The sequence below is a fragment of the Alishewanella sp. HL-SH05 genome (genome assembly GCF_052655985.1).
In genome coordinates, this window is sequence record NZ_CP199753.1 from 1,341,771 (window position 1) to 1,366,339 (window position 24,569).

24 protein-coding genes are annotated in these 24,569 nt (G+C 47.0%); 5 read left to right on the forward strand and 19 right to left on the reverse strand.

All coding sequences use genetic code 11. From position 1 onward, the window contains the following. Nucleotides 1-8: 8 nt before the first annotated feature. The 8 genes from ACUJFL_RS06215 to ACUJFL_RS06250 form a co-directional block, all read right to left on the reverse strand. Nucleotides 9-971: a magnesium transporter CorA family protein gene (locus ACUJFL_RS06215; protein WP_445428739.1), complete on the reverse strand. Its 963-nt coding sequence runs from the start codon at nucleotides 969-971 to the stop codon at nucleotides 9-11. An 80-nt stretch (nucleotides 972-1,051) separates the two neighbouring features. Next, a complete protein-coding gene (locus tag ACUJFL_RS06220; RefSeq protein ID WP_445428740.1) occupies nucleotides 1,052-2,911 on the reverse strand; it encodes a DUF885 domain-containing protein in 1,860 nt (619 codons plus the stop codon). Nucleotides 2,912-2,935: 24 nt separating this feature from the next. Continuing rightward, the gene (hemW, locus tag ACUJFL_RS06225; protein WP_226749858.1) at nucleotides 2,936-4,078 is read right to left on the reverse strand and encodes a radical SAM family heme chaperone HemW; all 1,143 of its coding nucleotides are present in this window, start codon (nucleotides 4,076-4,078) and stop codon (nucleotides 2,936-2,938) included. Further along, the gene (rdgB, locus tag ACUJFL_RS06230) at nucleotides 4,075-4,689 is read right to left on the reverse strand and encodes an RdgB/HAM1 family non-canonical purine NTP pyrophosphatase (RefSeq protein ID WP_445428741.1); all 615 of its coding nucleotides are present in this window, start codon (nucleotides 4,687-4,689) and stop codon (nucleotides 4,075-4,077) included. Before rdgB ends, hemW begins: the two co-directional genes overlap by 4 nt. Before the next feature lie 9 nt (nucleotides 4,690-4,698). Continuing rightward, nucleotides 4,699-5,100, reverse strand: a complete 402-nt coding sequence (locus ACUJFL_RS06235; RefSeq protein ID WP_445426764.1) for a DUF4426 domain-containing protein — start codon at nucleotides 5,098-5,100, stop codon at nucleotides 4,699-4,701. A 117-nt stretch (nucleotides 5,101-5,217) separates the two neighbouring features. Beyond that, the gene (locus ACUJFL_RS06240; RefSeq protein ID WP_445426405.1) at nucleotides 5,218-5,757 is read right to left on the reverse strand and encodes a YggT family protein; all 540 of its coding nucleotides are present in this window, start codon (nucleotides 5,755-5,757) and stop codon (nucleotides 5,218-5,220) included. 18 nt (nucleotides 5,758-5,775) lie between these two features. Beyond that, nucleotides 5,776-6,591 carry a pyrroline-5-carboxylate reductase gene (proC, locus tag ACUJFL_RS06245; RefSeq protein WP_445429064.1) on the reverse strand — a complete coding sequence of 272 codons (816 nt, stop codon included), beginning with the start codon at nucleotides 6,589-6,591 and terminating at the stop codon, nucleotides 5,776-5,778. Continuing rightward, a complete protein-coding gene (locus tag ACUJFL_RS06250) occupies nucleotides 6,584-7,282 on the reverse strand; it encodes a YggS family pyridoxal phosphate-dependent enzyme (protein ID WP_445426765.1) in 699 nt (232 codons plus the stop codon). The genes proC and ACUJFL_RS06250 overlap by 8 nt, the downstream gene beginning before the upstream one ends. A 30-nt stretch (nucleotides 7,283-7,312) precedes the next feature. Here ACUJFL_RS06250 and ACUJFL_RS06255 point away from each other — a divergent pair, with 30 nt between their 5' ends. From ACUJFL_RS06255 to ACUJFL_RS06265, 3 genes are read left to right on the forward strand one after another with little or no spacing between them, the layout of a single operon-like run. Then, complete coding sequence (locus ACUJFL_RS06255; protein ID WP_226749862.1) at nucleotides 7,313-8,356, forward strand: type IV pilus twitching motility protein PilT; 1,044 nt, start codon at nucleotides 7,313-7,315, stop codon at nucleotides 8,354-8,356. 11 nt (nucleotides 8,357-8,367) lie between these two features. Beyond that, nucleotides 8,368-9,486, forward strand: coding sequence for a PilT/PilU family type 4a pilus ATPase (locus ACUJFL_RS06260; protein WP_445426407.1), 1,119 nt, complete (start codon nucleotides 8,368-8,370; stop codon nucleotides 9,484-9,486). Nucleotides 9,487-9,499: 13 nt separating this feature from the next. After that, nucleotides 9,500-9,925 (forward strand): CBS domain-containing protein, encoded by a 426-nt coding sequence (locus tag ACUJFL_RS06265; protein ID WP_226749864.1) that lies wholly within the window; start codon nucleotides 9,500-9,502, stop codon nucleotides 9,923-9,925. Nucleotides 9,926-9,965: 40 nt separating this feature from the next. Here the strand turns inward: ACUJFL_RS06265 and ACUJFL_RS06270 are convergent, their stop codons facing one another. Together ACUJFL_RS06270 and ACUJFL_RS06275 are read right to left on the reverse strand one after the other, a co-directional pair. Further along, nucleotides 9,966-10,670, reverse strand: a complete 705-nt coding sequence (locus tag ACUJFL_RS06270) for a lytic transglycosylase domain-containing protein (RefSeq protein ID WP_445428742.1) — start codon at nucleotides 10,668-10,670, stop codon at nucleotides 9,966-9,968. A gap of 18 nt (nucleotides 10,671-10,688) precedes the next feature. Further along, the gene (locus tag ACUJFL_RS06275) at nucleotides 10,689-11,966 is read right to left on the reverse strand and encodes a DUF3422 family protein (protein WP_445428743.1); all 1,278 of its coding nucleotides are present in this window, start codon (nucleotides 11,964-11,966) and stop codon (nucleotides 10,689-10,691) included. Between the two features lie 330 nt (nucleotides 11,967-12,296). Between ACUJFL_RS06275 and ACUJFL_RS06280 the strand changes: the two genes are divergently transcribed. Both ACUJFL_RS06280 and ACUJFL_RS06285 read left to right on the forward strand, forming a co-directional pair. Continuing rightward, nucleotides 12,297-13,115 carry an EamA family transporter gene (locus ACUJFL_RS06280; RefSeq protein WP_306177516.1) on the forward strand — a complete coding sequence of 273 codons (819 nt, stop codon included), beginning with the start codon at nucleotides 12,297-12,299 and terminating at the stop codon, nucleotides 13,113-13,115. Between the two features lie 137 nt (nucleotides 13,116-13,252). Then, the gene (locus ACUJFL_RS06285; RefSeq protein WP_445426409.1) at nucleotides 13,253-13,684 is read left to right on the forward strand and encodes a CBS domain-containing protein; all 432 of its coding nucleotides are present in this window, start codon (nucleotides 13,253-13,255) and stop codon (nucleotides 13,682-13,684) included. A 51-nt stretch (nucleotides 13,685-13,735) separates the two neighbouring features. Here the strand turns inward: ACUJFL_RS06285 and ACUJFL_RS06290 are convergent, their stop codons facing one another. The 9 genes from ACUJFL_RS06290 to hisD form a co-directional block, all read right to left on the reverse strand. Then, a complete protein-coding gene (locus tag ACUJFL_RS06290; RefSeq protein ID WP_226749868.1) occupies nucleotides 13,736-15,892 on the reverse strand; it encodes a S46 family peptidase in 2,157 nt (718 codons plus the stop codon). Between the two features lie 122 nt (nucleotides 15,893-16,014). Further along, nucleotides 16,015-17,709 (reverse strand): PocR ligand-binding domain-containing protein, encoded by a 1,695-nt coding sequence (locus ACUJFL_RS06295; protein WP_226749869.1) that lies wholly within the window; start codon nucleotides 17,707-17,709, stop codon nucleotides 16,015-16,017. 215 nt (nucleotides 17,710-17,924) lie between these two features. Next, nucleotides 17,925-18,539, reverse strand: coding sequence for a bifunctional phosphoribosyl-AMP cyclohydrolase/phosphoribosyl-ATP diphosphatase HisIE (gene hisIE, locus ACUJFL_RS06300; protein ID WP_226749966.1), 615 nt, complete (start codon nucleotides 18,537-18,539; stop codon nucleotides 17,925-17,927). A gap of 486 nt (nucleotides 18,540-19,025) precedes the next feature. Further along, nucleotides 19,026-19,799, reverse strand: a complete 774-nt coding sequence (hisF, locus tag ACUJFL_RS06305; RefSeq protein ID WP_226749870.1) for an imidazole glycerol phosphate synthase subunit HisF — start codon at nucleotides 19,797-19,799, stop codon at nucleotides 19,026-19,028. Then, nucleotides 19,781-20,518, reverse strand: coding sequence for a 1-(5-phosphoribosyl)-5-[(5-phosphoribosylamino)methylideneamino]imidazole-4-carboxamide isomerase (gene hisA, locus ACUJFL_RS06310; protein ID WP_226749871.1), 738 nt, complete (start codon nucleotides 20,516-20,518; stop codon nucleotides 19,781-19,783). The genes hisF and hisA overlap by 19 nt, the downstream gene beginning before the upstream one ends. Continuing rightward, nucleotides 20,515-21,108, reverse strand: a complete 594-nt coding sequence (gene hisH / locus ACUJFL_RS06315) for an imidazole glycerol phosphate synthase subunit HisH (RefSeq protein WP_445428744.1) — start codon at nucleotides 21,106-21,108, stop codon at nucleotides 20,515-20,517. The genes hisA and hisH overlap by 4 nt, the downstream gene beginning before the upstream one ends. Further along, the gene (hisB, locus tag ACUJFL_RS06320; protein WP_226749873.1) at nucleotides 21,108-22,178 is read right to left on the reverse strand and encodes a bifunctional histidinol-phosphatase/imidazoleglycerol-phosphate dehydratase HisB; all 1,071 of its coding nucleotides are present in this window, start codon (nucleotides 22,176-22,178) and stop codon (nucleotides 21,108-21,110) included. Before hisB ends, hisH begins: the two co-directional genes overlap by 1 nt. After that, nucleotides 22,175-23,251 carry a histidinol-phosphate transaminase gene (gene hisC, locus ACUJFL_RS06325; protein ID WP_445426412.1) on the reverse strand — a complete coding sequence of 359 codons (1,077 nt, stop codon included), beginning with the start codon at nucleotides 23,249-23,251 and terminating at the stop codon, nucleotides 22,175-22,177. The genes hisB and hisC overlap by 4 nt, the downstream gene beginning before the upstream one ends. After that, nucleotides 23,244-24,566, reverse strand: coding sequence for a histidinol dehydrogenase (gene hisD / locus ACUJFL_RS06330; RefSeq protein WP_445428745.1), 1,323 nt, complete (start codon nucleotides 24,564-24,566; stop codon nucleotides 23,244-23,246). The genes hisC and hisD overlap by 8 nt, the downstream gene beginning before the upstream one ends. Nucleotides 24,567-24,569: the final 3 nt, after the last annotated feature.

Genomic DNA, 24,569 nt, shown 5'->3' on the forward strand with positions numbered 1-24,569 from the left:
ACTCCTTGTTACCACCAATTCTTGAACTTAAACCAGATTAGACTACCCAGCCCGACAAAAAACATCACGATTAAAGCAATAAAATAACCGTTTTTGTACATTAATTCTGGCATATTAGCAAAATTCATCCCATAAATGCCGGCAATAAAGGTTAAGGGAATAAAAATCGTGCTGACCATGGTTAATACTTTCATGCGTTCGTTAATTTGATGTGACGTTGTCGACATATAGCCATGCACTAAGTCGCTAAGCTGATCATAATACATGTCGGTCATGGAGTGCAGTCGTTCAAATTTTTCATAAAAGTCACGCACATCGGTGCTAAGAAACATTTTACTCATTGGATGCAGCTCTTCGTAACTGGCTTCGGCAAAAATATCTTTTTGGTAAGCCAAGTTGCGACTGACTTTGCGTAATACCGATCGGTAGCGCATCATGGTGGACATCAGTTCATCGTCACCTTTTTGCAGCATAACATCTTCGAGTTCACTTAATTCGTCCTCAAAAATCAGCAGCTTACCTAAGTAGCTCGCCGATACAGCAAGGATAACTTGCTTAACCCAATCGCTGACGGTGGCATTTTTTTTCTCCGCTAATTGCGGTTGTAATTGGCTGGTGAGTAAGGGATCGTGACACTGAATTTTACTGATCAGAATATCGCGAGAAAATAACACATTAACCTGTGCGCTTTCGGTCAACTCGCTAAAGTCGGGATCGGCATAACCCCTTAAAATCAGTAAAGAAAAGTCGTCTTGGGCTTCAAACTTAGGCGGGTGACGCTGACGTGTAAAATCTTCTAACATGGTCGGCGCAATCGCCAATTTCTGCATGACATGCAGCTCTTCTTCACTACTCGCCTCAGATAAATCGATCCAGATCGGGCTGGTAAATTGAAAGCAATCAGATAAGGCTTTTAACTTTCGTTGTTGCCAAGTAGTCGATTCGTGATCAAAAAAACATAATGTAATCATGCAGGACCTTATTGGTTTTTGTTTTTAATTCTGCCCAACACATCAAGGCGTGTTGGGCAGTGGGGTCCAGAGAGTTGGCCTTAGCTGGCGTTTTGCGTGGTGCGCTCGCGGATATAGTCGTTGACTAATTGCTCAAGCACATCCAACGGCACGGCACCATTGGCAAGAACCACTTGATGGAACTCACGAATATCAAACTGCTCGCCCAATTGCTCTTTCGCGTGCTGGCGTAATTCTAACAGTTTCATCATACCGACTTTATAAGCGGTGGCTTGACCTGGCATCACAATATAACGCTCGATAGCTTTTATCGCATCGTTTTCAGGGTTCGGTGTGTTATCCATCAAATACTGGATGGCTTGTTCACGTGTCCAGCCTTTAGCATGAATACCGGTATCAACCACTAACCGCGCTGCGCGCCATAACTCCATCGCTAAGCGGCCAAAATCTGAATAGGGATCTTGATAGAGCCCAATTTCTTTTGGCACCAGTTCAGAGTATAGACCCCAACCTTCAATATAGGCAGTGAAGCCACCAAAACGGCGAAACTTAGGAATACCTTCTAGCTCTTGCGCTATCGCTAATTGCATATGGTGCCCCGGAATGCCCTCGTGATAGGCCAGCGCTTCCATCTGATAAATGGGCATACTGCTCATTTGATATAAGTTGGCGTAATAGATACCTGGGCGCGAGCCGTCCATTGATGGCCGCTGATAAAAAGCTTTACCGGCACTGGCTTCGCGAAACGGCTCAACCGCTTTGACAATCATCGGTGCCTTAGGCTGCACGATAAACAGCTCATCCAGCCGGGTGCGCATATTATCGATAAGTGCAGTAGCTTCGGCTAAATAAGCGGCTTTACCCTCTGCGGTTTCAGGGTAATAGAATTGCGGCGCTTCGCGCATAAACACAAAAAACTCGGCTAAGTTACCCGCAAAGCCGACTTGCTGCATGATGGCCTGCATTTCTTTATGAATGCGAGCGACATCATCTACGCCTAATTGATGGATGGTAGCGGCATCCATATCCGTGGTGGTCATACGGTTTAAACGATTTTGATAAAACGCCGCGCCTTTCTCAAAACGCCAAACCCCATCATCGGTACCGGCTAATTTTTCTAGCTCGCCAAGATAACTGATTAACTGCTGATAAGCTGGGCCAACGCTGGTTAAAAGCGCGACCTTCGCTTCATCTAAAAGCAGTTTTTGTTCTGCAGCTGGCAAATTTAACGCGGTGACCTTGTTGGTAAAGTCGCTCAGAAGGGTGCTATCTCCTTCCTCAGTAAAAGGGGCGCCCTGTAACAAGTTTTCGCTAGCGCTTTTTACGTGCGGAAAAACAAACTTTGGCACAATAATGCCAAGATCAGCGCGCTGTTTTAATTGTTCTTTTAACTGCTCGAATAATTTGGGCACGGCATTTAACCGAGCGATATAGGCTTTTGCATCGCTGATATCACTGATTTTATGCTGATTAATCAACAGCGAGGGCACTTGTGAGTGCACGCCATACATCTGATTAACGGGGTAGCTGTATAAACGCCACTCTGCATCGGTCAGCATATCTTGTAATTGCTGCTGCATTAACTGATAACTTAGGCGGGTTTGTGCATCTAAATCAGCAGGGTCGATGGTGGCTAACAATAAAAGATGTTCACGCGTTTGCGCTAATTCTGCGGCGAAGGCACTGTCGCTCAGATCTTGCCACTTATCATAATCATCTTTGATGCCCAAGCTGGTTTGTAAAATTGGGCTACGCTGCACACGTTCATTAAAAATGCGTTCAAAGAGTTGATTGGCGCGCTCATTCACATCTACTTGCTGCTGTTGCGAAGCGGGCTCGCTGAAATTCGTTTCCGCGGGTTTTGGGCCGCAACCGCTAACTAAGGCGGCAGATAACAGCAGTGGCAATAAAGCTAGAGTATATTTAGGTTTTTTCTGCATTGTACTTCCTTTATCTTGTCGCATCTAAATAAATAGGGTCAGTAAATCGTTTAGGTAACGTGCCCCTAAAGGCGTGATTTGCCAATGCCCCGGTATTTCGCGCAGCAAACCTTTGTTAATGGCGGTGGTGATTGGCTGCGTGATATAGCTTAAGGGTAAGCCAGTATAGGCCGTAAAGTCGGCCATAGGACAAGGCTCAAGCAAGCGGAAGCGATTCATAAAAAATTCGAAGGGGCGATCCTCCGGCTCCACTTGCTGGCGCTCATCCAGATAGCTACGGCTTAAATCCATATAGCCTTTTGGATGTTTTACTTTAACCGTGCGCAAAATACTGTTGCGGCTGGGTAAGGTAATCTTGCCATGTGCACCACAACCAATACCAAGATAATCGCCATAGCGCCAGTAATTCAAGTTATGTTGACACTGATGACCTGTTTTACTGTAGGCCGAGGTTTCATATTGCTGATAACCCGCCGCGCTTAATAAAGCCAGACCCTGTTGCTGAATATCCCAAAGAATATCGTCATCAGGTAAGGTCGGGGGTTTTGAAGCAAAAGCGGTATTCGGTTCAATGGTCAGCTGATACCAAGATAAATGCGGTGGTTGTAATGCAATGGCTTGGGCTAAATCATCTAACGCAGCAGCGACGGTTTGCCCCGGCAGACCATGCATTAAATCAAGGTTATAACTTTTTAGCGGTAAGGTTGCGGCTAGCTTAGCCGCGCGACACGCTTCGTCGGCGTTATGAATACGCCCCAGCGCGCTTAATTGTGCCGCTTGAAACGTTTGTACACCAATCGAGAAGCGCGTAACACCCGCTGCGACATAACCGGCGAAACGTTCCGCTTCAAAAGTCCCAGGATTAGCTTCCATCGTCACTTCAAGTTCGGGTTGCGCGGGCATACGGCTTAATACACCGTCGAGGATCTGCTTGATGCCGTCAGCACTAAACACGCTTGGTGTGCCACCACCAATAAAAATACTGTGCAAAGGCCGTTGCCGTACTAGGTGTAGATCTTCATCTAAGTCATTGAGTAAATGTGCGATATATTCTTGCTCAGGAATGCCTTGTTTCACAGCATGCGAATTAAAGTCGCAGTAGGGACATTTTTGAATACACCAAGGAATATGGATATACAGTGCTAAAGGCGGTAATTGCAAACTCAAGTTGCCGCCTTATTACTTTGCGCTAATGACATTAACTTTACCAATTGCTGCAAGGCCTGTGCTCGATGGCTCCGTTGCTTTTTTTGGTCAGGGCTCAGCTCTGCTGCAGTTTTATTTAAGTCGGCCAGATAAAAAATGGGATCATAACCAAAGCCACCTTCACCGCGAGCAACTAAGGCAATTTCACCTTGCCACTGACCATGACAGACAAGTGGCGTTGGATCGGCTGCATGGCTTAAATACACCAACACACAATGAAAGGTTGCTTGACGATGCGCTGGCGGGACATCAGTTAAAGCGCTGAGCAATTTCTCACAGTTTTGCTGATCGCTCGCTCCCTGACCGGCATAACGTGCCGAGTATATACCGGGTGCGCCGGCTAAGGCTGCAACAGCTAAGCCGGAGTCATCGGCGATGGCCGGGAGACCGGTAATGGCGGCAGCATGCCGGGCTTTTAAAATGGCGTTTTCAATAAAGGTTAAGCCGGTTTCCTCGGCATCGGTTACGCCTAAACTGCTTTGTGTAACCACCTCTAACGAGAAGGGCGCTAACATGGCGGCTAATTCTGCTACCTTGCCTTTATTACTGGTCGCTAATACGACTTTATTCATGTCACAACCTTATTCTGTGTAGAGTTTTTGCTCAAAGTTCAGCTGTTGCCTTTTGTTGCCCTGGCGAATATCGAGGCTAAAACGAAATTGTTCTTCATTACGAAATGGCATCACGGCGATGTAATAAATGGCTGCGCCATCTTTAATTTCGCGAAAGGTTAAATTACGTTGTTGCCCCAATAAATTACGCGCAATACCACTGATAATCACTTCCTGTGCTTGTTGGCTGGCCGTGTCTAACACCGAGATATTAATAATGGCATTGTTTTTGTTGCGGCTTAAATTGGCTGCTCTCGCCACTTCTGGCGTTAAAAACGTTGAGTTAAACGCAATATAATGAATATCCCAGTCGCCTAACTGTTTCTTTTGTTCAGCGTGAACTGACGAGACAAACAGCAGGCTGCTGAGCATAACGAGGTAAAGTAACCATTGAGGTGCACGTTGTTGCATCTTGATAACTCCGCTTTAAGTTTAAAGGTGTGCCGCCCTATTTAGGCGGCACGGGAAAAGCACGGCGCTAGCGGTTATTTATAAGCCGCGGAACCAGCCCGCGAACAATAATTCAATAAATTTCAGGGCGATTAAGGCAACCAGCACCGATAAATCTAAGCCACCCATTGGCGGTAAGATTCGACGGATGGGGGAGAGCATTGGCTCGGTTAATTGCTGAAACACTTGTTCCATCGGGTTACGGCCTTGGCTGACCCAGCTCATAATGGCGCGAATCAATAAGATCCAGAAAATTAAGCTGAGGATCTCTTTCATTAACAGCAAGCCGCCTAAAATAAAGCTTGGGCCAATTTGTAACGACACAGAAAACAATAACTGCAACACAATAAACTTGGTTGTTGCGAGTAAATAAGCGATTAATAAGGTGGCAGTGTCGAGTTTACCGATACTGGGGATAACCCGGCGCAAAGGTAGTACAACGGGGTTGGTGGCTTTTACCACAAACTGGCTAAACGGATTATAAAAATCGGCTCTTACCAGTTGTAACCAAAAGCGAATTAACATCAGCATAATGGCGAGTGTAAAAGCGGTATGCACTAAAAACTGTATTGCTTCCATTTGAGCTTCTCCGCTAACTTAAATACTTTTGGCCATATCTTCGGCCCGATCTATAGCCGCTTGCATGGCTTTTGCCACCATCTCTTCTAAACCGTCATTCGCAAAGCTGCAAACGGCTTCATGCGTAGTACCGCCTTTCGACGTTACTTGGGCGCGCAATTGTGCAAAACTTAAATCACTTTGAAGCGCCATTGTTGCGGCTCCCAAGGCGGTTTGTGCCACCATGGCTTTTGCTTGTTCGGCACTAAACCCCAATTGTTCGGCTTTTTGTTGCATCGATTGCATAAAGTAAAAAAAGTAAGCCGGTGAACTGCCGGTTACGGCAATAATATGATTAATTTCGTGTTCTTCATTTAACCATACTGTCATGCCGGTGCCTTGAAACATATGATCAACAAAGGCTTTTTCATAGTTTGAACAACGGCTTGGGAACAAGCCAGTAACACCGAGTGCAACTAACGATGGCGTATTAGGCATAGCGCGAACTAACTTAATGTTGCCTAACCAATTTTCATAATGTGCTACTGGTAAACCGGCGGCCAGCGTTACGAACATTTTGTCCTGGCACTGCGGAGCTTGCTCAAGCAGTGCGCTGCAAACGTCTTGCATCATTTGCGGTTTTACCGCCAGCACGATAACGTCTGCCCAGTCGGCCGCGGCCGCATTATCTAAGGTGGTGGCAATACCGTAATCTTTTGCCAGCTCGGTTAATTTTGGTTGGCTACGATTAGCCGCCATAATATTCTCTGCTGGATAGCCAGCTTTAACCATGGCTGCGATAACACAGCGCGCCATATTGCCAGCGCCTATAAACGCCACCCGATTGTCATTCATGTTTTTCATAATTCCTTGCGCCAAAAATTGCGGTGCCTAATCTTATCATAGTTGCACCGTATGGTAGAGCCAGTGGCCAGTCATTCGACATACCCATGGATAATTCAGTCGCCGCCGGATAATGTGCTTGTAGCTGCATGGATAACGCCTGCATCGCCGCAAAGTCGGCTGTTACCTTGTGCTCATCGCCAGGTGCTGGAATAGCCATTAAACCTCGTAAAGTGATGCGAGGTAATGCATTAACACTAGCCGCCAGTGCCAGCATCTCTGTGGCCGCAATACCGGATTTACTGGCTTCATCGCTGATATTAATCTGCAATAACACCTGTAAGTCGGCGGCATCAGCAGGTCGTTGTTCGCTAAGGCGCTGCGCAATTTTTAAGCGATCGATGCTATGCACCCAGCTGGCGTACTGCGCAATAATCCGCGTTTTATTAGACTGAATGGGGCCGATGAAATGCCATTGCAAGTCTGTTAAATGTGCTAGTGCATCAGCCTTGGTGGCCAGTTCTTGTGGGTAATTCTCTCCAAACAGACGTTGACCTGCCTCGTAGGCGGCCAGTATGGCTGTATCGGGTTGCGTTTTACTCACGGCGATTAATTGCACAGGCTGACGCGATTCTGGTAATTGTTCACAATTTTTCGCTAGCTTCTGATAGGCGAGGGCAAGTTGTTCTGCTATGTTATTCATCATAAATAAGTAAATTGGAGTTTCCTAAACGTGGATATTACCGAATTATTAGCTTTTAGTGTTGAACATAAAGCATCAGACTTACACCTTTCTGCGGGTGTACCGCCGTTAATCCGTGTCGATGGCGATGTACGCAAACTGAATATTCCGCCGTTAACGCACAAAGAAGTGCATGCGTTAGTGTATGAGATTATGACCGATAAGCAACGTAAGGAATACGAAGAGCGGTTGGAATCGGATTTTTCGTTCGACGTGCCTAACCTTGCTCGCTTTCGGGTTAACGCCTTTGTACAAAACCGCGGTGCGGCTGCGGTATTTCGAACCATCCCCAGTGACGTATTAACGTTAGATGATCTCGGCGCACCGGATATCTTTAAATCGATATCAGAAAACCCCCGTGGTTTGGTGCTAGTGACGGGGCCCACAGGTTCGGGGAAAAGTACCACCTTGGCGGCGATGATCGATTACATCAACACCACGCGCTTTGATCACATCTTAACCATTGAAGATCCCATTGAATTTGTGCACACCAATAAATTTAGTTTGATCAACCAACGTGAAGTACATCGTGATACCCACAGCTTTAGCAATGCGTTACGCTCTGCCTTGCGTGAAGATCCGGATGTAATTCTGGTGGGTGAATTACGTGACTTAGAAACTATTCGTTTAGCCATGACCGCCGCTGAAACCGGTCACTTGGTGTTTGGTACCTTGCACACCACCTCCGCGCCGAAAACCATTGACCGGATCATCGACGTGTTCCCAGGCGAAGAGAAAGCCATGATGCGCTCAATGTTATCGGAATCTTTGCGAGCAGTTATTTCACAAACTTTATTGAAGAAAGTCGGTGGTGGTCGTATTGCTGCGCACGAAATTATGGTTGGTTTACCGGCTATCCGTAATTTGATCCGCGAAGATAAAATTGCTCAAATGTATTCCGTCATTCAAACGGGAGCGGCACATGGCATGCAAACCATGGATCAATGTCTGATTAACTTGGTAAACCGTGGTTTAGTGTCGCAAAAAGATGCGGCAGCTAAAGCGCAAGATAAAAATACCTTTAGCAGAATGTAATCGGGGTTTATATGCAGCTGGTTGATTATCAGAAAAAAATGGTTGAGTTAAAAGCCTCGGATTTATTTATCACCGCAGGTATGCCGGTGGCGGCAAAAATTAACGGCGAATTACAGCCGATTGATGATCAACGCTTATCAGAAGTCGATTCGTTAAATTTAGTATTGTCGTCGATGAGTGAGAAACAGCAGCACGAGTTCAATACCACCAAAGAATGTAACTTTGCGATTGCCAATGATGCGGGGCGTTTCCGTGTTTCCGCCTTTTGGCAACGTGACAAAGCCGGTATGGTGATGCGGCGCATCGTGACCACCATTCCGAATGTTGACGATCTGGGTTTACCACCGATTTTAAAAGAAATCATCATGTCCAAACGCGGCTTAGTGCTGTTTGTGGGGGGAACGGGTACCGGTAAGTCAACGTCTTTGGCGGCATTAATTGGTTACCGAAACAAAAACTCGAAAGGGCATATTCTGACTATTGAAGATCCCATCGAGTTTGTGCACGAGCATGGCCGCAGTATGATTACCCAGCGTGAAGTTGGCTTGGATACTGAAACTTTTGACTCAGCACTAAAAAGCTCATTACGCCAAGCTCCTGATGTGATTTTGATTGGTGAAATTCGCTCACAAGACACCATGGAGTTTGCACTGTCTTTCGCCGAAACCGGGCACTTATGTATCGCCACCTTGCACGCGAACAATGCCAACCAAGCGATTGACCGCATCATGCATCTCGTACCAAAAGAGATGCACAGTAAGTTGCTATTTGACTTATCATTGAATTTACGCGGTATTGTGGCGCAGCAATTAATTCCTACCTCCGACGGTAAGGGGCGTGTTGCCGCCATCGAAGTGTTACTCAATTCTCCGTTTATTGCCGATTTAATCAGTAAAGGGCAAATTGCCGAGATTAAAACGGTGATGGCGAAGTCACGCGAGTTAGGCATGCAAACCTTTGACCAAGCGCTGTATGATCTGTACAAGGCCGACGTGATCAGCTATACCGATGCGATACATCATGCCGATTCTCCGAATGACTTACGTTTAATGATTAAACTGCGTAATAATGAAGTTAAAGGTTCGGGTTTCTTATCCGGAGTCACCCTAGACGGCATGGATAAAGAATAGGCGCCAACAAATTATGGGTTTAAGTTCGATCATGACTCCTCGCAGTAAGCTGGTAACCACTCAAGGTGATGCCAGTTTATCTTCGTTGCGTAACGTTTTTAAACAGTCGCATTTTCAGCATGTGCCGGTTGTCGATAGCAGCGATAAAGTGGTAGGTATTGTCTCAGTAAAAGATTATTTTAAAGAGGTCAGCCCGCTTATCGACTCGGCTAGCGAAACAACGCTAGGCTTGTTTATGCGCACGCGAAAGGTGCATCAAGTGATGGTCTCGCCGGTGATTACTGTACCCTTGGATACCAGTATTCGAGTTATCGCGGCTATGTTAATCGAGCATAATATCAGTTGTATTTTAGTTACCGACAATCAACAGCACCTGCTAGGCTTGTTATCATGGAAGGATATAATGAAAGCCGCTTTGTTAGCCAAACCTAAAAGTTAAGCGTCTTTGGTCAATTATGACTTAATTTTGTCCACCAAATTTAATCTGCGGCATAACGGCGGCGTAAAATCTGCACCCGCTCAATGTAAGCCCGAGTTTCTGCAAAAGGTGGAATGCCATTATAGCGTTTTACGTTGCCTGGCCCTGCGTTATAAGCCGCTAACGCTAAGGTAAGATCGCCCTGATAGTCTTTTAACAACTGCCCTAAATATTGACTGCCAGCACGAATGTTTTGTTCGGGCTCATAGCCATTTAAGACCTGAAATTGCTGCATTGTGGCGGGCATCAGTTGCATGAGTCCCATTGCTCCTTTTGCGGAAATAGCGTTGGGATTAAATGCCGACTCGGCGTGGATCACCGCCCGGATAAGAGCCGTTTCTAGTTGATGCTCAGCTGCCGCCTGATGAATTAACCGTGCAAAACGTTGTTTAAATAACGGTGTTTTTTGCCAGTCTATGCTGGAGTTAGGAGCACAAGCAAAGCAATCAAAGCGCAATAATTCAAAAGCTTGGCCAACAGGGCGTTGATCAGAAAATCGTGCGCTGCCATCGGGCAGCACGGTTTTATAAACTAATACCTTGGGCGTATTAGCGCTGCTGGCAGTCGGTTGCGGTAAAGGCGCACTGTTAGGCGTTAGTTTAATCGTGGTTTTCGGCTCGGTGATGCGGTCTGTCGCCGCGAGCAGGGCGCTAAAAATTAAACAAATACTACTTACGCTTAGTGTGGCCCATCGCACGCTTGGCATTACCGGAGATCCTTGCTGTCAGGTTTGGCGTTTAACGCGGTGGGCTAACCATTTTAATACTACCGCGACCATTAAAATGATAACGGGAAAGCTAATGCTTTGCCAGAGCGCTATCGGTAATTCTGGTAGCCAATAGCTTAATGATCGCAATAACTTATCAGCTAATTGCACTGCATAATAGCTAATCGCCACTAATGACAAGCCTTCGACCATTTGCTGCAATTTTAATTGCAGTTTTGCTTTTTGTTCCATCGAAAGCAGCAATTGCTGATTTTGCTGAGCTAATTTTAAACTCATCCGGGTGCGTAGTAGCTCAATTGAACGGCCTAACCGGTTTGACAGGCTATTTTGCCGCAGTTGCACCGATGCGCTGGTTCGATAAGCCGGGGTTAAACGGCGTTCGGTAAAATCCTGTAGCGATAGCTTATCGTCAATACTAGTTTCGTCTAAGGCTTTTAGTCGATCCAAGGTTAATTGATAATAAGCGGCGGTGGCTTCTAATCGAGAACTGTTTTCGGCAATTAAGCGCTCTGTTCCTGCCGCAAGCTGACTGATCTGATCCAGTAACTGTTCATCATTATCGCGTTCTAGTTCAATACGTTGAGTCAGCGAAGCTAAATTTTGCTCTAAGCTATTGAGTTGCTGCAAACTTTGTCGAGAGACCGGCCAACCGAGTAGCGATAATTTTCGATAATTTCCTAAATCAAATAATTGCTGCACTAAACGGCCTAATGCCGCAGCAGAGAGCCCTTGATCCAGCAGCAGCATGCGACCGGCACCTTCAGCATGTTTTTGAAAATCTGTCCATATTTTGGCTTTGCCTGCAGCTAATAAGCTGTTTATACAATTCTCGGCATTAAACAAGCGCGCCACTTGTTGTGCCGCTAAGGGTTGTTTAGCATCAATGATCGTTAGTTGTACAATCCGAAAAATTTGCCCTGGGATGTGATCAAACCAATCACGTGAGGGCAAAAAATCTAATGGATCATCAAACCATGGCTTTTCGGCGTCAGCACGAATAAATGTATAACTGGAAAACTCACCATGTCGTTCCCAGCGCAGCCATTGGCCATACAGTGATAAGGTAAGATCTTGTGCTGCTTCGGTTAATTGGCTGCCTTGCTGTGCAGCCAATTGCTGCATACATTGAAACTCTAGGGCGCGTGACGCGGGGGCTAAGGTCAGCATAAAATGGCACAGTCTACAGGGGGCCGTTAACGGCGGAAATGTGCGCTGTTGTAATTCTTTATCCAATAAATCGCGAAGAGGATGGCTGCGACGGGATAGATTTTCCATAATTCACCTCATGATTGCAGGCCTAGGTCGTTCACTCAGGCGGAAGGTCTAAACACGATTATTGCAGGTTGTATGCCAGTGTGAAGCGTAACAATTTGCGAGTGTAAGATGCTGAAATGAATAAAGTTTGAAAATTACATCAGGCTCAGGCCGCTAAAACTGCTAAAATTTGTGCTTGAAATGAAAGCAGTTGCCTAGTTTCAGTGCAAATAATGTATAAAACAGGCCATCAGGGCGATTGGCTTCGCATACCACAACTATTCCATTGCGCATTCGGAGAATAATGTGCCGTTAAACAAAACTTTTTTCTTAGCGATTGCCAGTGTGGTGATGGCGATGTTGACGATCCAATCCGGTGCGTCATTAGCCAAGCAATTATTTCCTCTAATTGGCCCAACAGGTACGACCGGTCTGCGTATCGGTTTTTCTGCTTTAATGTTGTGGTTAGTGTTTCGACCTTGGCGACATTTACCCGTCGGTCGCAATTGGCGAGCCGTTTTTATCTATGGCGTCTGTTTAGGAGGCATGAATTTATTATTCTATTTAGCCATAGCGCGCATTCCATTGGGTATAGGTGTGGCGTTAGAATTCACCGGCCCACTGGCGGTGGCGTTATTCTCTTCAAGAAAACGCAGTGATCTATTGTGGGTTGCACTAACCATCGCGGGGATAGTATTGCTGTTACCCGATATGCGCTCGGTTGATGCCTTAGATCCCGTCGGTGTTGCGCTGGCGCTGGGGGCGGGAGCTTGTTGGGCGGGTTATATCTTATTTGGGCAACGTGCTGGCAGCTTAGCCTCAGGGGGTGTCACGGTTGCCTTGGGGATGGCTGTAGCCGCGAGCTTTCTGTTGCCGCTGGGCCTCTTTTCTGCTGGGCAGAGTTTACTCAGTTGGCAGGTGATCCCATTAGCGATTGGCGTGGCAGCGTTATCCAGTGCCATACCTTATAGTTTAGAAATGGTGGCATTAAAAAAACTACCCGCGCAAACCTTTAGTGTTTTGATGAGCTTAGAGCCGGCTATTGCGGCTTTAGCAGGTTTCTTGTTTTTAGCCGAGTTACTCAGCTTAACGCAATGGCTCGCCATTTTATTAGTGATCAGTGCTTCGTTAGGTAGCACCTTAAGCAGTAAATCTGCTACTGCGAGCTAAGTTGGGTTTTTAAACCCTTAAAATCATAAAAAGTTGATCTGTACCGAAGCAGTAACGGCTTTTATTCGTTATAACTAAAGGGTTGGGCAAGCACAGTGCATCCTGTTGCGCTATGCTAATGCGAATAAGGAGTAACGATGAGTATGCAAACTGTCACTGATTTAATGACCCCAGATCCGCTATCACTGCAACGCAGCGCCACCTTGAAAGACGCGCATGAGTTGATGAGGATAAAAAATATCCGGCATATTCCGGTGATTGATAACGAGGGCTTCTTAATTGGCATGTTAACGCAAAAAGTGTTGATTGGTGCTGTGATTAATCTTTTGGCGAAATACGGTGCGGCGACGCTAGATCATAAAGAACAACAGTTAGGTGTAGCGACATTAATGTTAACCGATTTTGCCACAGTCACACCCGATCAAAGCTTAACTGATGTGGCAGAATTTTTTGTCAGTAATCGGCATGGTTGTTTGCCAGTGGTCTCTGGCGACAATAAACTACTTGGTATTTTAACGTCATCTGATTTTGTTAAATTAGCAGTGCAGTTGTTGGCGGAAAAAGCATAAAGTGCAAGATGAAAACCCCCAAGCCAGTGTCAACCGACTTGGGGGAGTGGTTTAGTTTACACCTAGTTCTTTTAACAGGTTATCGGCTTTATCGACAACTTGCATCTGCCATAACATAAAGCGTAAATCGACTTGGATTGAGCGCGTGTTCGCTAGGTTAAAATCCCAATCAGAGATAATAGAATCTAGCGTACCATCGAAGGCTAACCCCACAAACTCACCTTTACCATTTAACACGGCCGAGCCTGAGTTACCGCCAGTAATATCCAAGGTGGCAAGGTAGTTCACCGGAACTGAATTCATGCTATCAACTGCGTAAGGGCCATAGTTTTTGGCTTTAATGGCATCAAGTTGATTTTGTGGTGCATTAAATTCACCTTCGCCGGTCGCTTTTTGAGTAATACCGCGCAGGGTGGTGAATGCGGTCCAAGCGTTACCATCTTCATTACCGTGAGCCCGACCGGTAACATTACCGTAAGTGACACGCAGTGTGCTGTTGGCATCAGGGTATACGGCTTTACCTTGTGATTGCATAAAGGCAATTTTCGCGCGCATGTAACTGGCATAAGCTTGTTGGATCTTGCCACCTAGCTCTTCTTGCTCCGCTTCTTTTGAACGATCCGTTTTGTACAGTGCCACTGCGGCTTTAACAAAAGGATCGTTGCTATTAGCAAATTGTGCGGGTGTGCTTTCGAGCAGGGCCGCGCGCTGTGCTGCATCCGTTAATACAGTAGCGGCATACCAGCTATCAATCAGTGCCACTAAAGCGGCTTGATCCATATTATCTTTGATGCCCATCGCTTTGTCGAAGTCGGCATTGCGTTGTTTTTTCGGTAAAGCAACATACTTAGTTAAGCTTTGCAGATCTAACGCTTTTTCTACACGCACATCAAAAGAGCGATCCATACCGGCGATAAAGGCTTTAAAGCGCGGTAAATCACGTGCCTGGAAACCTGCTTTTCGCTCTGCATCGGGCTTAGTGCTCTCTTGCGCCAAGCGGTACAAACTGCGGGCTGTGCCAAGTAAGCGAGGGCTCGCATTATTCAGTAAATAATTATCGCGGCCTTGTTGCTGCTGCTCTTTTAACAGTTTTTCGATATTAGCCAGATCTTTGGCATAGGCTTTTTTGTTGGCGTTATTGCTGTTAACCCAAGCGGTCAATGCTTGATGTTCAGCTTGTTTACGCGCAAGAAAATCGCTTTGTGCATAGCTATCGAGCATGCCTTGGCGATTTTTCATGTAGTTATTTAAACCTGCCACTCGGCTGGCATATTTTAATGCTGCATCACGGTCATCGGCCGTTTCGCGGCCAATAATGTCCAGTGTTTCAGCAAACTGGCTAACGGTGTTCGGATAGCTCCACTCAAAGGTGTCCGCCACTTCAGACGGTAAGCGATGGCGGTTAGTGCGCCCCGGATAGCCTAATGCCATCACAAAATCACCTTCTTTTAAGCCTTCTTTCGCTAATTTCAAGTGAAAATCTGGGGTGTAAGGCACGTTGTCCGCATGGAAATCGGCTGATTTCCCTTCAGGGCTAACATAAGCTCGCAGAAAACCGTAATCACCGGTATGGCGTGGCCACATCCAATTATCGGTGTCGCCACCAAATTTACCGACACCTTCGGCAGGGGCGTGCACTAAACGCACATCTTTAATTTCTAATTGCTTAATTAAATAATATTCTAAGCTGCCGTAATAAGCCGCTACAGAACAGCGATGCCCCGCATCCTGCTCACATTCCGCAACGATGGCTTTTTGATTGGCTTCAATCGCGTCTACACGCTTTTTACCAGATAATTTGGCGGTACGGGCATCAATCACTTTGTTAGTGACGTTATCAACCGCCTTAGTGACATAGATACGGCTACCCGGTGCGGCCGGCACTTCTTCGGCTAAAGTTTTGGCTAAAAAACCATTTCTGAGTAAGTCATTCTCTGCAGTAGAGTTGTGCGCGATGCTGTTGTAAACACAGTGATGGTTAGTGGCTACTAACCCCTGTGGCGAAACGAATGACGCCGAACAGCCACCTAAACTGACGATGGCGCCCATTGGGAATTCGGTTAATTTCGTCAAGTTAGCTGGATCTAATTCTAGGCCAGCTGCTTTTAATTCAGTGGCAATATTGGGCAGCTGTTGCGGCATCCACATGCCTTCATCTGCCATAGCGAAACCGCTGGCCAGTGCCAGTACAAGTAATGACTTTTTCATAAAATCTCTTAGTCTTATTGAATTAATGAGGATAACGAGGTTACAACGTTATAGTCGGTGCATGGCTCAGTCTTGTCAAGCCGTAGACATACACCGTTACACTTTTGTTAAGTAAGTAGGCATTAACGAGATTCAAACCAGCAAATGGCTTTAGCCTGCTGTTTAGCTTGGTACATCGCCATGTCTGCTTGTCGCAATACGTCTGAACTGTTGTGAAGTGCCCCATGAAATAAGTTAGCGCCAATACTACCCGTGCAGCTATGCTTTACGGCAAGCGTTTCGGTAAATACATGAGGCTCTGCTAAAGCCGCACTGATTTTTTCGGCCAGTTGTTGTGCCAGCGTTTTTGCTTTATCGGCATCACAGTCTAAATCGCACAACACGATGACAAACTCATCACCCCCTAAGCGAGCAACCGTATCGACTTCTCGTACTTGATTTGTTAGCCGATTCGCTACTTCAATCAGTAGTAAGTCGCCCACTTTATGGCCAAAGCGATCGTTCACTGGCTTGAAATGATTCAAATCGATAAATAATAAAGCGCCAAAGCTGTTGCTGCGCTTGCTTTGTTTAAAAGCCAGTTGTAGGCGATCATCCAATAAGCGGCGATTGGCTAAACCGGTGAGATGATCATAAAACGCCATTTTATGAATATGTTCAGCTGAGAGCGAGCGGGAAATGGCAAGCTCAGCTAAGTTACTGAAAATAGACATCTTGCTGCTAAACTCAGCCGAGGGTAAGCCGGGTTCTTTTTGATAAAAGCCAAATGCACCTAACACTTTACCTTGGGCATTTTTTATCGGAATTGACCAACAGGCTCTTAAGTCGTTCAATAACACCAATTCGCGATAGGCTTGCCAATGAGGATGTTGTAATAAATCCTCAGCCATAACAGCTTGGCCACTGTAAGCCGCACTGCCGCAAGATCCGACATCAGGGCCCGGTGTTAATCCATCAATAGCATCATTAAACGTTTGAGGTAACGAAGGGGCGGCGGCCACGCGTAAACAATACTGCGCGTCATCGAGTAACAGTATCGAGCATAATATTTCAGGATATTGGGCTTCAATTTGTCGAACAAGTTGTATTAAAACATCAGACAATACCGAACCATGACTGATCATACTAAGGATCTGGTTTTGCATTTCTAATTCGTGCGTTCGATTTTTTACTTGTTGCTCGACAATTTGCAGCATGCGGTCTGCTTTATAATTGCTATGGCTCAGCTCTGCGACTTGTTCTGCCAGAAAAGCGATCAGTTTCATCATCGCTTCAATTTTTGATTCTGGGATAATAGGGACTTCGGCAATCGCTTTTAAATAGCTATCTTCATCAAAATTATGTGCTTTTGCTTGCTGTTTAAAAAAGTTTAAATCCGGTTTTTTTATAAAGAATTGACCAATATAAAGATTAGCTACGTGCTTATTGTTTATTTTTACTGGCGCTGCACAGTCAATTAAGCCATTTAAACACGCATAAGTGGCATAATTTTGCTGTTTTATGGCTTCGTTAGCGAGAGTTGTATCAGAGTTAATGCAATTTTTAAGGCTAGCCGGGTGCTGACGATGAAACTGCATACAAACGCGTTGCCAGTTAGATGAAGAGACGACTTTACCTTGTAAATCAATCAGCGCGATTGACACGCCTAAGGCTTTTTGAAAGTTCTCAAAAATGCTATTTAGCAGGTTGAGGTCTAAGGTTTTTAGAACAGACTGTTGCGCATCCGGTGCTTGATTACTGGCTGAAAACTGCCACGACGCCAGCACAGGGTTTAGATTTTGGACATCAAATTTGATGTCTGCTTTAAATTTGCCCATGCCAATTAATCCATTATTTGTCAGGCGTTAACTCAAGTTGTGATTTAGCGTTGTTGCAGCAAGCGCTAAATCACCCCAACGTCCAGCTACCCATGGTCTTTAAGCCAAAACGTCACTGTTAAGAATAGCATATATTTTGCACGAACGTTGTCATGAGAAAGGCTGAATCGCGCAGTATAAAACGTTTTCAGCCCAGTAAAATCGCTAGCGTATTGTTATTTATGACGATCTTGTAGCACTTTAATGACATCATTAAGTGCTAATTTTTGACTGCGCAGCAAAACAAGTAGGTGGAAGATTAAATCTGCTGCTTCGTTTGCCAGCTCTTCTTTATCACCTGCCATGGCCGCAAGGGCTGACTCTACACCTTCTTCCCCCACTTTTTGCGCAATGCGTTTTACGCCACGGGCAAATAAACTGGCGGTATAGCTGCTTTTCGGATCGGCACCTTCGCGGCTGGCAATCACTTGCTCTAAGTCATACAAAAAGCTCAGTTGTGGGCTGTTGGCGTTATTATCATGCCAGCAGGTTTCGGTGCCTTCGTGGCAAGTAGGGCCTGCCGGCAGCGCCATAATTAGTAAGCTGTCGGCATCGCAGTCTTTGTCAATGCTGACCAGGCTTAGGGTGTTACCTGAGCTTTCACCTTTGGTCCACAACCGCTGTTTACTGCGACTGAAAAAGGTAACCGTGTTGCTTGCAAGGGTGTGAGACAGTGCTACTGGATTCATATACCCTTGCATCAGCACTTTACCCGAGATGGCATGCTGCACTATGGCGGGCAGTAACTGATTTTCAGGCCAGCTCAGTTGTTCAATCTGTTGTTGGTTCATCATGTAATTCTCACGTTCGAATGTGTATTTTGCCATGTAGCATTAGCGTTATTTCTAGTACGCTTCACATGGTCATTGTGCGCAAAACCGCTGTAAACACTTCCACGCTTCACACTGATACTGCACGCAAAGCCGCCGTGAATACTTCCCTGTAGGCTCCTCTTTGGCATCCATGCCAAAGACGCTTTGCTTAGCAGTATCAGTGTTTCGCTCCTCAGCTCAGAAAAAGCCCTGAGCTATGCAAGAGCGATACGTCTATTAGCGTTATCTCTAGTCCGTTTCATATGAATACAGCACGCAAAGACGCCGTAAATACTTTCCCGTAGTGTGGCAAACTTCAATCCAAAAGTTTGCCTTTTGGGCCAGCCTTGCTGTCCAAATGGGCGAATATCATGAATGATATTCACAATCTAGCCCCGAGAAAGCTTCACGGCGTGTCACAGAAAAAATGTACGTGGTGCTTGCGTGGGTTTTATGGCTTTCCTTTTAAGGCCGTATACTAATACCATCGGCCAGTAACTTCGCTTTTAGCTCGCTGATCTGAATAATACCCTTGTGGAAGACACTGGCCGCTAAGGCCCCATCCACATCGGCTTGTTGAAACACTTCGGTAAAATGCTGCATTGCACCGGCACCACCACTGGCGATCAACGGCACCTTGCACAGATCCCGAATGGTTTTCAGCTGCGCCAAATCGTAACCTTGCCGCACCCCATCCTGATTCATGCAGTTCAGCACAATCTCACCGGCACCCAAGCGCTGCACCTCAGTTACCCAGTCGCGAGTTAACCACTGTGTCTTTTGGGTGCGGCTCTCATCGCCGGTAAATTGATATACCTGATATTGGCCCGACGCCACATCAAAAAAGCTATCAATACCAATGACCACACACTGCTGCCCATAGGTTTGGTTAAGCTCGGCAATTAACTGCGGGTTAGAAAGGGCTGGGCTGTTAATCGACACTTTATCCGCGCCCATCTCCAAAATTTTGCCGGCATCTGCCACCGATTTAATGCCACCGGCCACACAAAATGGAATATCTATTACCTCAGCAATGCGGCGCACCCAGCTCTTATCAACCACCCGGCCATCACTGGACGCCGTGATATCGTAAAATACCAATTCATCTGCGCCGGCTTCAGCATAGCGCTGGGCCAATGGCACAATATCACCAATAATTTCATGGTTTCGAAACTGCACGCCCTTGACCACCTTGCCATCGCGCACATCCAAACAAGGAATTAAGCGTTTTGCCAGCATGCAATGGCCTCCTCAAGCGTAAACTTACCTTCTAACAGCGAGCGACCTAGGATCACCCCCGCAACACCCGAGCCAATTAACGCCTGGATATCGGCTAATGAACCGATGCCGCCAGACGCTTGCCAAGCCAGCGTTGGGTACTTACTGCTTAGCTCACGGTATAACGCCACATTAGCGCCAGTTAAGGTGCCGTCTTTACTGATATCGGTACACAGTACATGCTTGGCACCGGCGGTAATATAACCGTCTAACACTTGCTCTAGTGTTACGCCAGACTCTTCAATCCAACCGTGGCTGGGTAAGGTTTTTTCGCCTTGGGCATTAATGGCCACATCTAAGGCTAACACAATGCGCTCACCGCCGTATTTGCGGATCCAGCCTTGAACCAACTCAGGCTCCCGAATTGCTAAGCTACCAATGACCACGCGGCTAGCACCGGCGGCGAGTAAATCCATCACATCTTGCTCGCTGCGCACACCACCACCGACTTGAATTTGCAATGGCGAGTCGGTCATTAGCTTGGTTAACAGGGCAATTTGTCGCTTGCTGGCATCTTTGGCACCCGAGAGGTCAACCACATGCAGTAGCGGCGAACCGGCTTTGGCATAGCTATCGCGAAGCGTAAAGGGGCTGAAAGTGTACTCGGTGGTTTTATCGTAAGCGCCTTGGTATAAACGCACGACAGTGCCGTCAATTAAATCTATCGCCGGAATAATCACAACTGCCACTCCAGAAAGTTTTGTAATAATCGCGCGCCCACTTTACCTGAGCGCTCAGGGTGAAATTGCGCACCGACCACATTATCTTTGCCAATAACCGCGGCAAAGTCAGAGCCATAGTGGCATTGTGCTAAGCTATATTCGCTCGGCACCACTGCAAAGCTGTGCACAAAATACAGATAATCTTGTTCAGTAAAGCCGGCCAAAATGGGGTGCTTACTGATCTGATGCAAGGTATTCCAGCCCATATGCGGTAAGCGTAAACCGGCAGCATTAAGCGGTGCCACTTCGCCTGGAATTAATCCTAAACAGGCTACATCACCTTCCATACTGTGGGCGGTGAGCATTTGCATGCCCAAACAAATACCCAGCATCGGCTGCGTTAGGCTTTGTAAGGTACCTATAAGCTCGCGTTCGGCTAAATTATGCATGGCCGCTTTCGCGGTACCAACGCCCGGTAAGATCACCCGCGAGGCATCACGGATCACCGCGGCATCACGGCTTATTACAGGCTCAACGCCTAAGCGTTTTACCGCAAAATACACTGAGCTGATGTTGGCACAGCCGGTATCAACAATCACCAAACTCATTACAACACTCCTTTTGAGCTTGGTAAGGCTTCACCCGATACGGTGATGGCTTGGCGTAGCGCCCGGCCAAAGGCTTTAAATAAGCCTTCTACTTTATGGTGCTTATTACCTTCGGTAATGCTCAAGTGCAAAGACATCAACATGGCATCGCTTATTGAGCGGAAAAAGTGTGGCACCATCTCCAGCGTTAAACCGCCCACCGCACCTTCGCCTAGCTCGCCGTTAAACACAAACAGCGGCCGACCCGATAAATCTAAAATGCACTCGGCGCGGCACTCGTCCATCGGCAGCACAAAACCAAAGCGGTTGATCCCCCGCTTGTTACCCAGCGCTTGTTTTAAGGCTTGGCCTAAGGCGAGGGCGGTATCTTCGACACTGTGGTGATCGTCAATATGTAAATCGCCTTTCACCTCCACTTGCAATGAGAAGCCGCCGTGGGTAGCTATTTGCTCTAACATATGATCAAAAAAGCCAACGCCCGTGTTGAACAGGTTATTACCACTGCTATCTAAATCGACCGTCACTTTAATATCGGTTTCGCGGGTGGTACGCACCACGGTCGCGCTGCGGCCACGGCTTAATAAACGTTTGGTGATTTCAGCCCAGCCTAAGCTGTCACGTTGATACTGAAAAGCCGGTAACCCCATGTTTTCAGCCAGTTGCACGTCGGTTAGCCGATCGCCAATCACATAAGAATTGGTAAAATCGATTTTACCTTGTTGCAGGTAGTCTTTGACTAAACCCAATTTCGGTTTGCGGCAACTGCAGTTATCACGCTCAAAATGTGGGCAAATCAGCACATCATCAAACTGAATACCTTGCGAGGTTAACAGTTGCATCATTTTGTCATGGGGCGCATCAAAGGTATCGCGCGGAAAGCTGTCGGTGCCTAAACCATCTTGATTGGTCACCATCACTAAGCGATAACCCGCCGCTTGCAGTTTTAATAGCGCCGGCACTAAGCCTGGCTCGTAGGCCAATTTTTCAAGGCTATCGAGCTGCTTGTCTATTGGCGGCTCTTCTACCATGGTGCCGTCACGATCGATAAATAAAATAGGTTGGCCACTCATGCGGTTTCTCTCTGATTAGGTTGGAAATAACGTTGCATTGCGCCGGCTAAGCGCTGCATTTCTGCAGGGCTGCCAATGGATACCCGTACTACCTGCGATAAACCCAGTTGGCTAGATTGGTTGCGGATCAAGATATCCTCTGCAATTAGCGCATTAACACAGGCTGCGGCATCGCTTACTTGCAACAGCACATAGTTAGCATTGCTTGGCCATACTTTATTAATGCCCGGTAAGCTTGCGGCAAGCGTAATAAAGTCATCACGTAAAGCGTTAATGGTGGCTACGCTCTGTTGCATTTGCGCGATACCAGCGGGCGATAGGGCTTGCGCAGCAATTTGTGCCACCGGCTCGGCAATCGGGTAGGGCGCAATCATTTTTTTCAGGGCGTAGATAATTTCAGGTGCAGCCAACGTAAAACCACAACGTAAACCCGCTAAACCAAAGGCTTTAGATAGCGTGCGCAAGATCACCAAGTGCGGATAACGGCTCAGTAGCGACACCACAGACGCCTCTGGTGCAAATTCAATGTAGGCTTCATCGACCACCACTAAGGCTTGATCTTTAAAGTGCTCTAACACGGCGATAATATCTTCGCGCGGAATGAGATCACCGGTTGGGTTATTGGGGCTACAAATAAACACAAGCTTTGGCGAGGTAGCGAAAATGCCGGGTAAATCTAAACGCTCATTATCTTTTAACAGTACTTTATTCACCGACGTTTGATTGCTCTCGGCGCTGATGGCATACATGCCATAGGTCGGTGGGCAAATTGTAATGCTATCTTGCTTTGGCTCGCAGAAGCTTCGGATCAGCAGCTCAATGCCTTCATCTGCGCCACGACTTACCAATACTTGCTCGGCAGTTAATCCTGCATACGCAGCGTAACCATCAATTACCGCTTTTGGCTGACAAGACGGATAGCGATTAAAGATGCCATCTAACTGATAAGCGGGCGCTAGCGCGTTTTCATTGGCATTAAGCCACACCGCACCGCCACTCATCGAGCTGCGGGCAGAAGCATAAGGCACGATAGCTTTTACGGCATCACGGGCCAGCGGGTGTACCTTAGACATTTTCAGTCTCCTTTAATAAACTGGCCAAGCGTAACCGTACTGCATTGGCGTGCGCCTCTAAACTTTCGGCTTCAGCCAGGGTGACAATGGCGGGGCCAATATTGCGCATCCCGGTGGCAGATAATTGCTGCACGGTAAAGCGGCGGTAAAAATCGGTCATCGACAAGCTTGAGACGGTGCGGCTATAGCCATAAGTGGGTAATACATGGTTAGTGCCACTGGCGTAATCCCCAGCGGATTCGGGCGTCCAAGCGCCAACAAAAATACTGGCTGCGCTGGTAAAGCGCTCAGTGAGTAGCTCGGCTTGCTCTGTTTGCACAATTAAGTGCTCTGGCGCATAGGCATTGGTCACACTAATGGCGCTGTCTAAGTCGGCTGTTAAGATGGCTCGGCTGTGTGCTAGCGCTTGTGCGGCAATATCACGGCGCGGAAGGGCGGCTAATTGCACGCTGAGGGCTTGCTCTACGGCATCCAGCAAACTTGCGGTATCGCTAACTAAAATAACCTGTGAATCAGGGCCATGTTCAGCCTGCGAGAGTAAGTCTGCTGCGACAAACTCTGGGTTAGCCTGAGCATCGGCCAGCACGAGCACCTCAGACGGGCCGGCTGGCATATCAATCATCGCACCTTTTGCATCTTGGCTTACTTGCTGTTTCGCTTCAGTAACATAGCGATTGCCTGGTCCAAAAATTTTATCTACTTTGGCAATCGTCTCTGTACCGTAAGCCAGCGCCGCCACAGCTTGAGCCCCGCCAATGGTATAAATTTCGGTAATGCCACAAAGGTTAGCGGCATAAATAATCTCGGGTGCAATATCGGTCGCCAAGGGTTTACCCGGTGGCGTGACCAAGACTGCACGTGGGCAGCCGGCTAATTGCGCCGGGACACCCAGCATTAACACCGTAGAAGGTAACGGCGCACTACCGCCAGGAATATACAGGCCGACACTGCCAATCGGGCGACTTTTTAGCTGACACATTACGCCAATACTGGTTTCAACTTCGATATCCCGCGGTAATTGCGCCGCATGAAACTTGCGTATATTGTCATAGGCTAATTCAATCGCGGCTTTACGCTCAGGTTGTAATTGGCTTAACAACTGCTGCTGCAAGCTGGCACTTAACGCCAATGGGTTATCGGTAAGCTGATCAAATTGCTGACTAAAACGACGTAAGGCAGCATCACCTTCTGCTCGCACCGCCGCAATGATTTCGCGTACTTTGGGTGCAAGGCTGGCTGAATCAGGCAGGGCCGGTCTGGCCAAGGCCGCTTGTTGGCCAGCTTGATCAAGTTGACTCCAGTTAAAGCGTTGCATCGA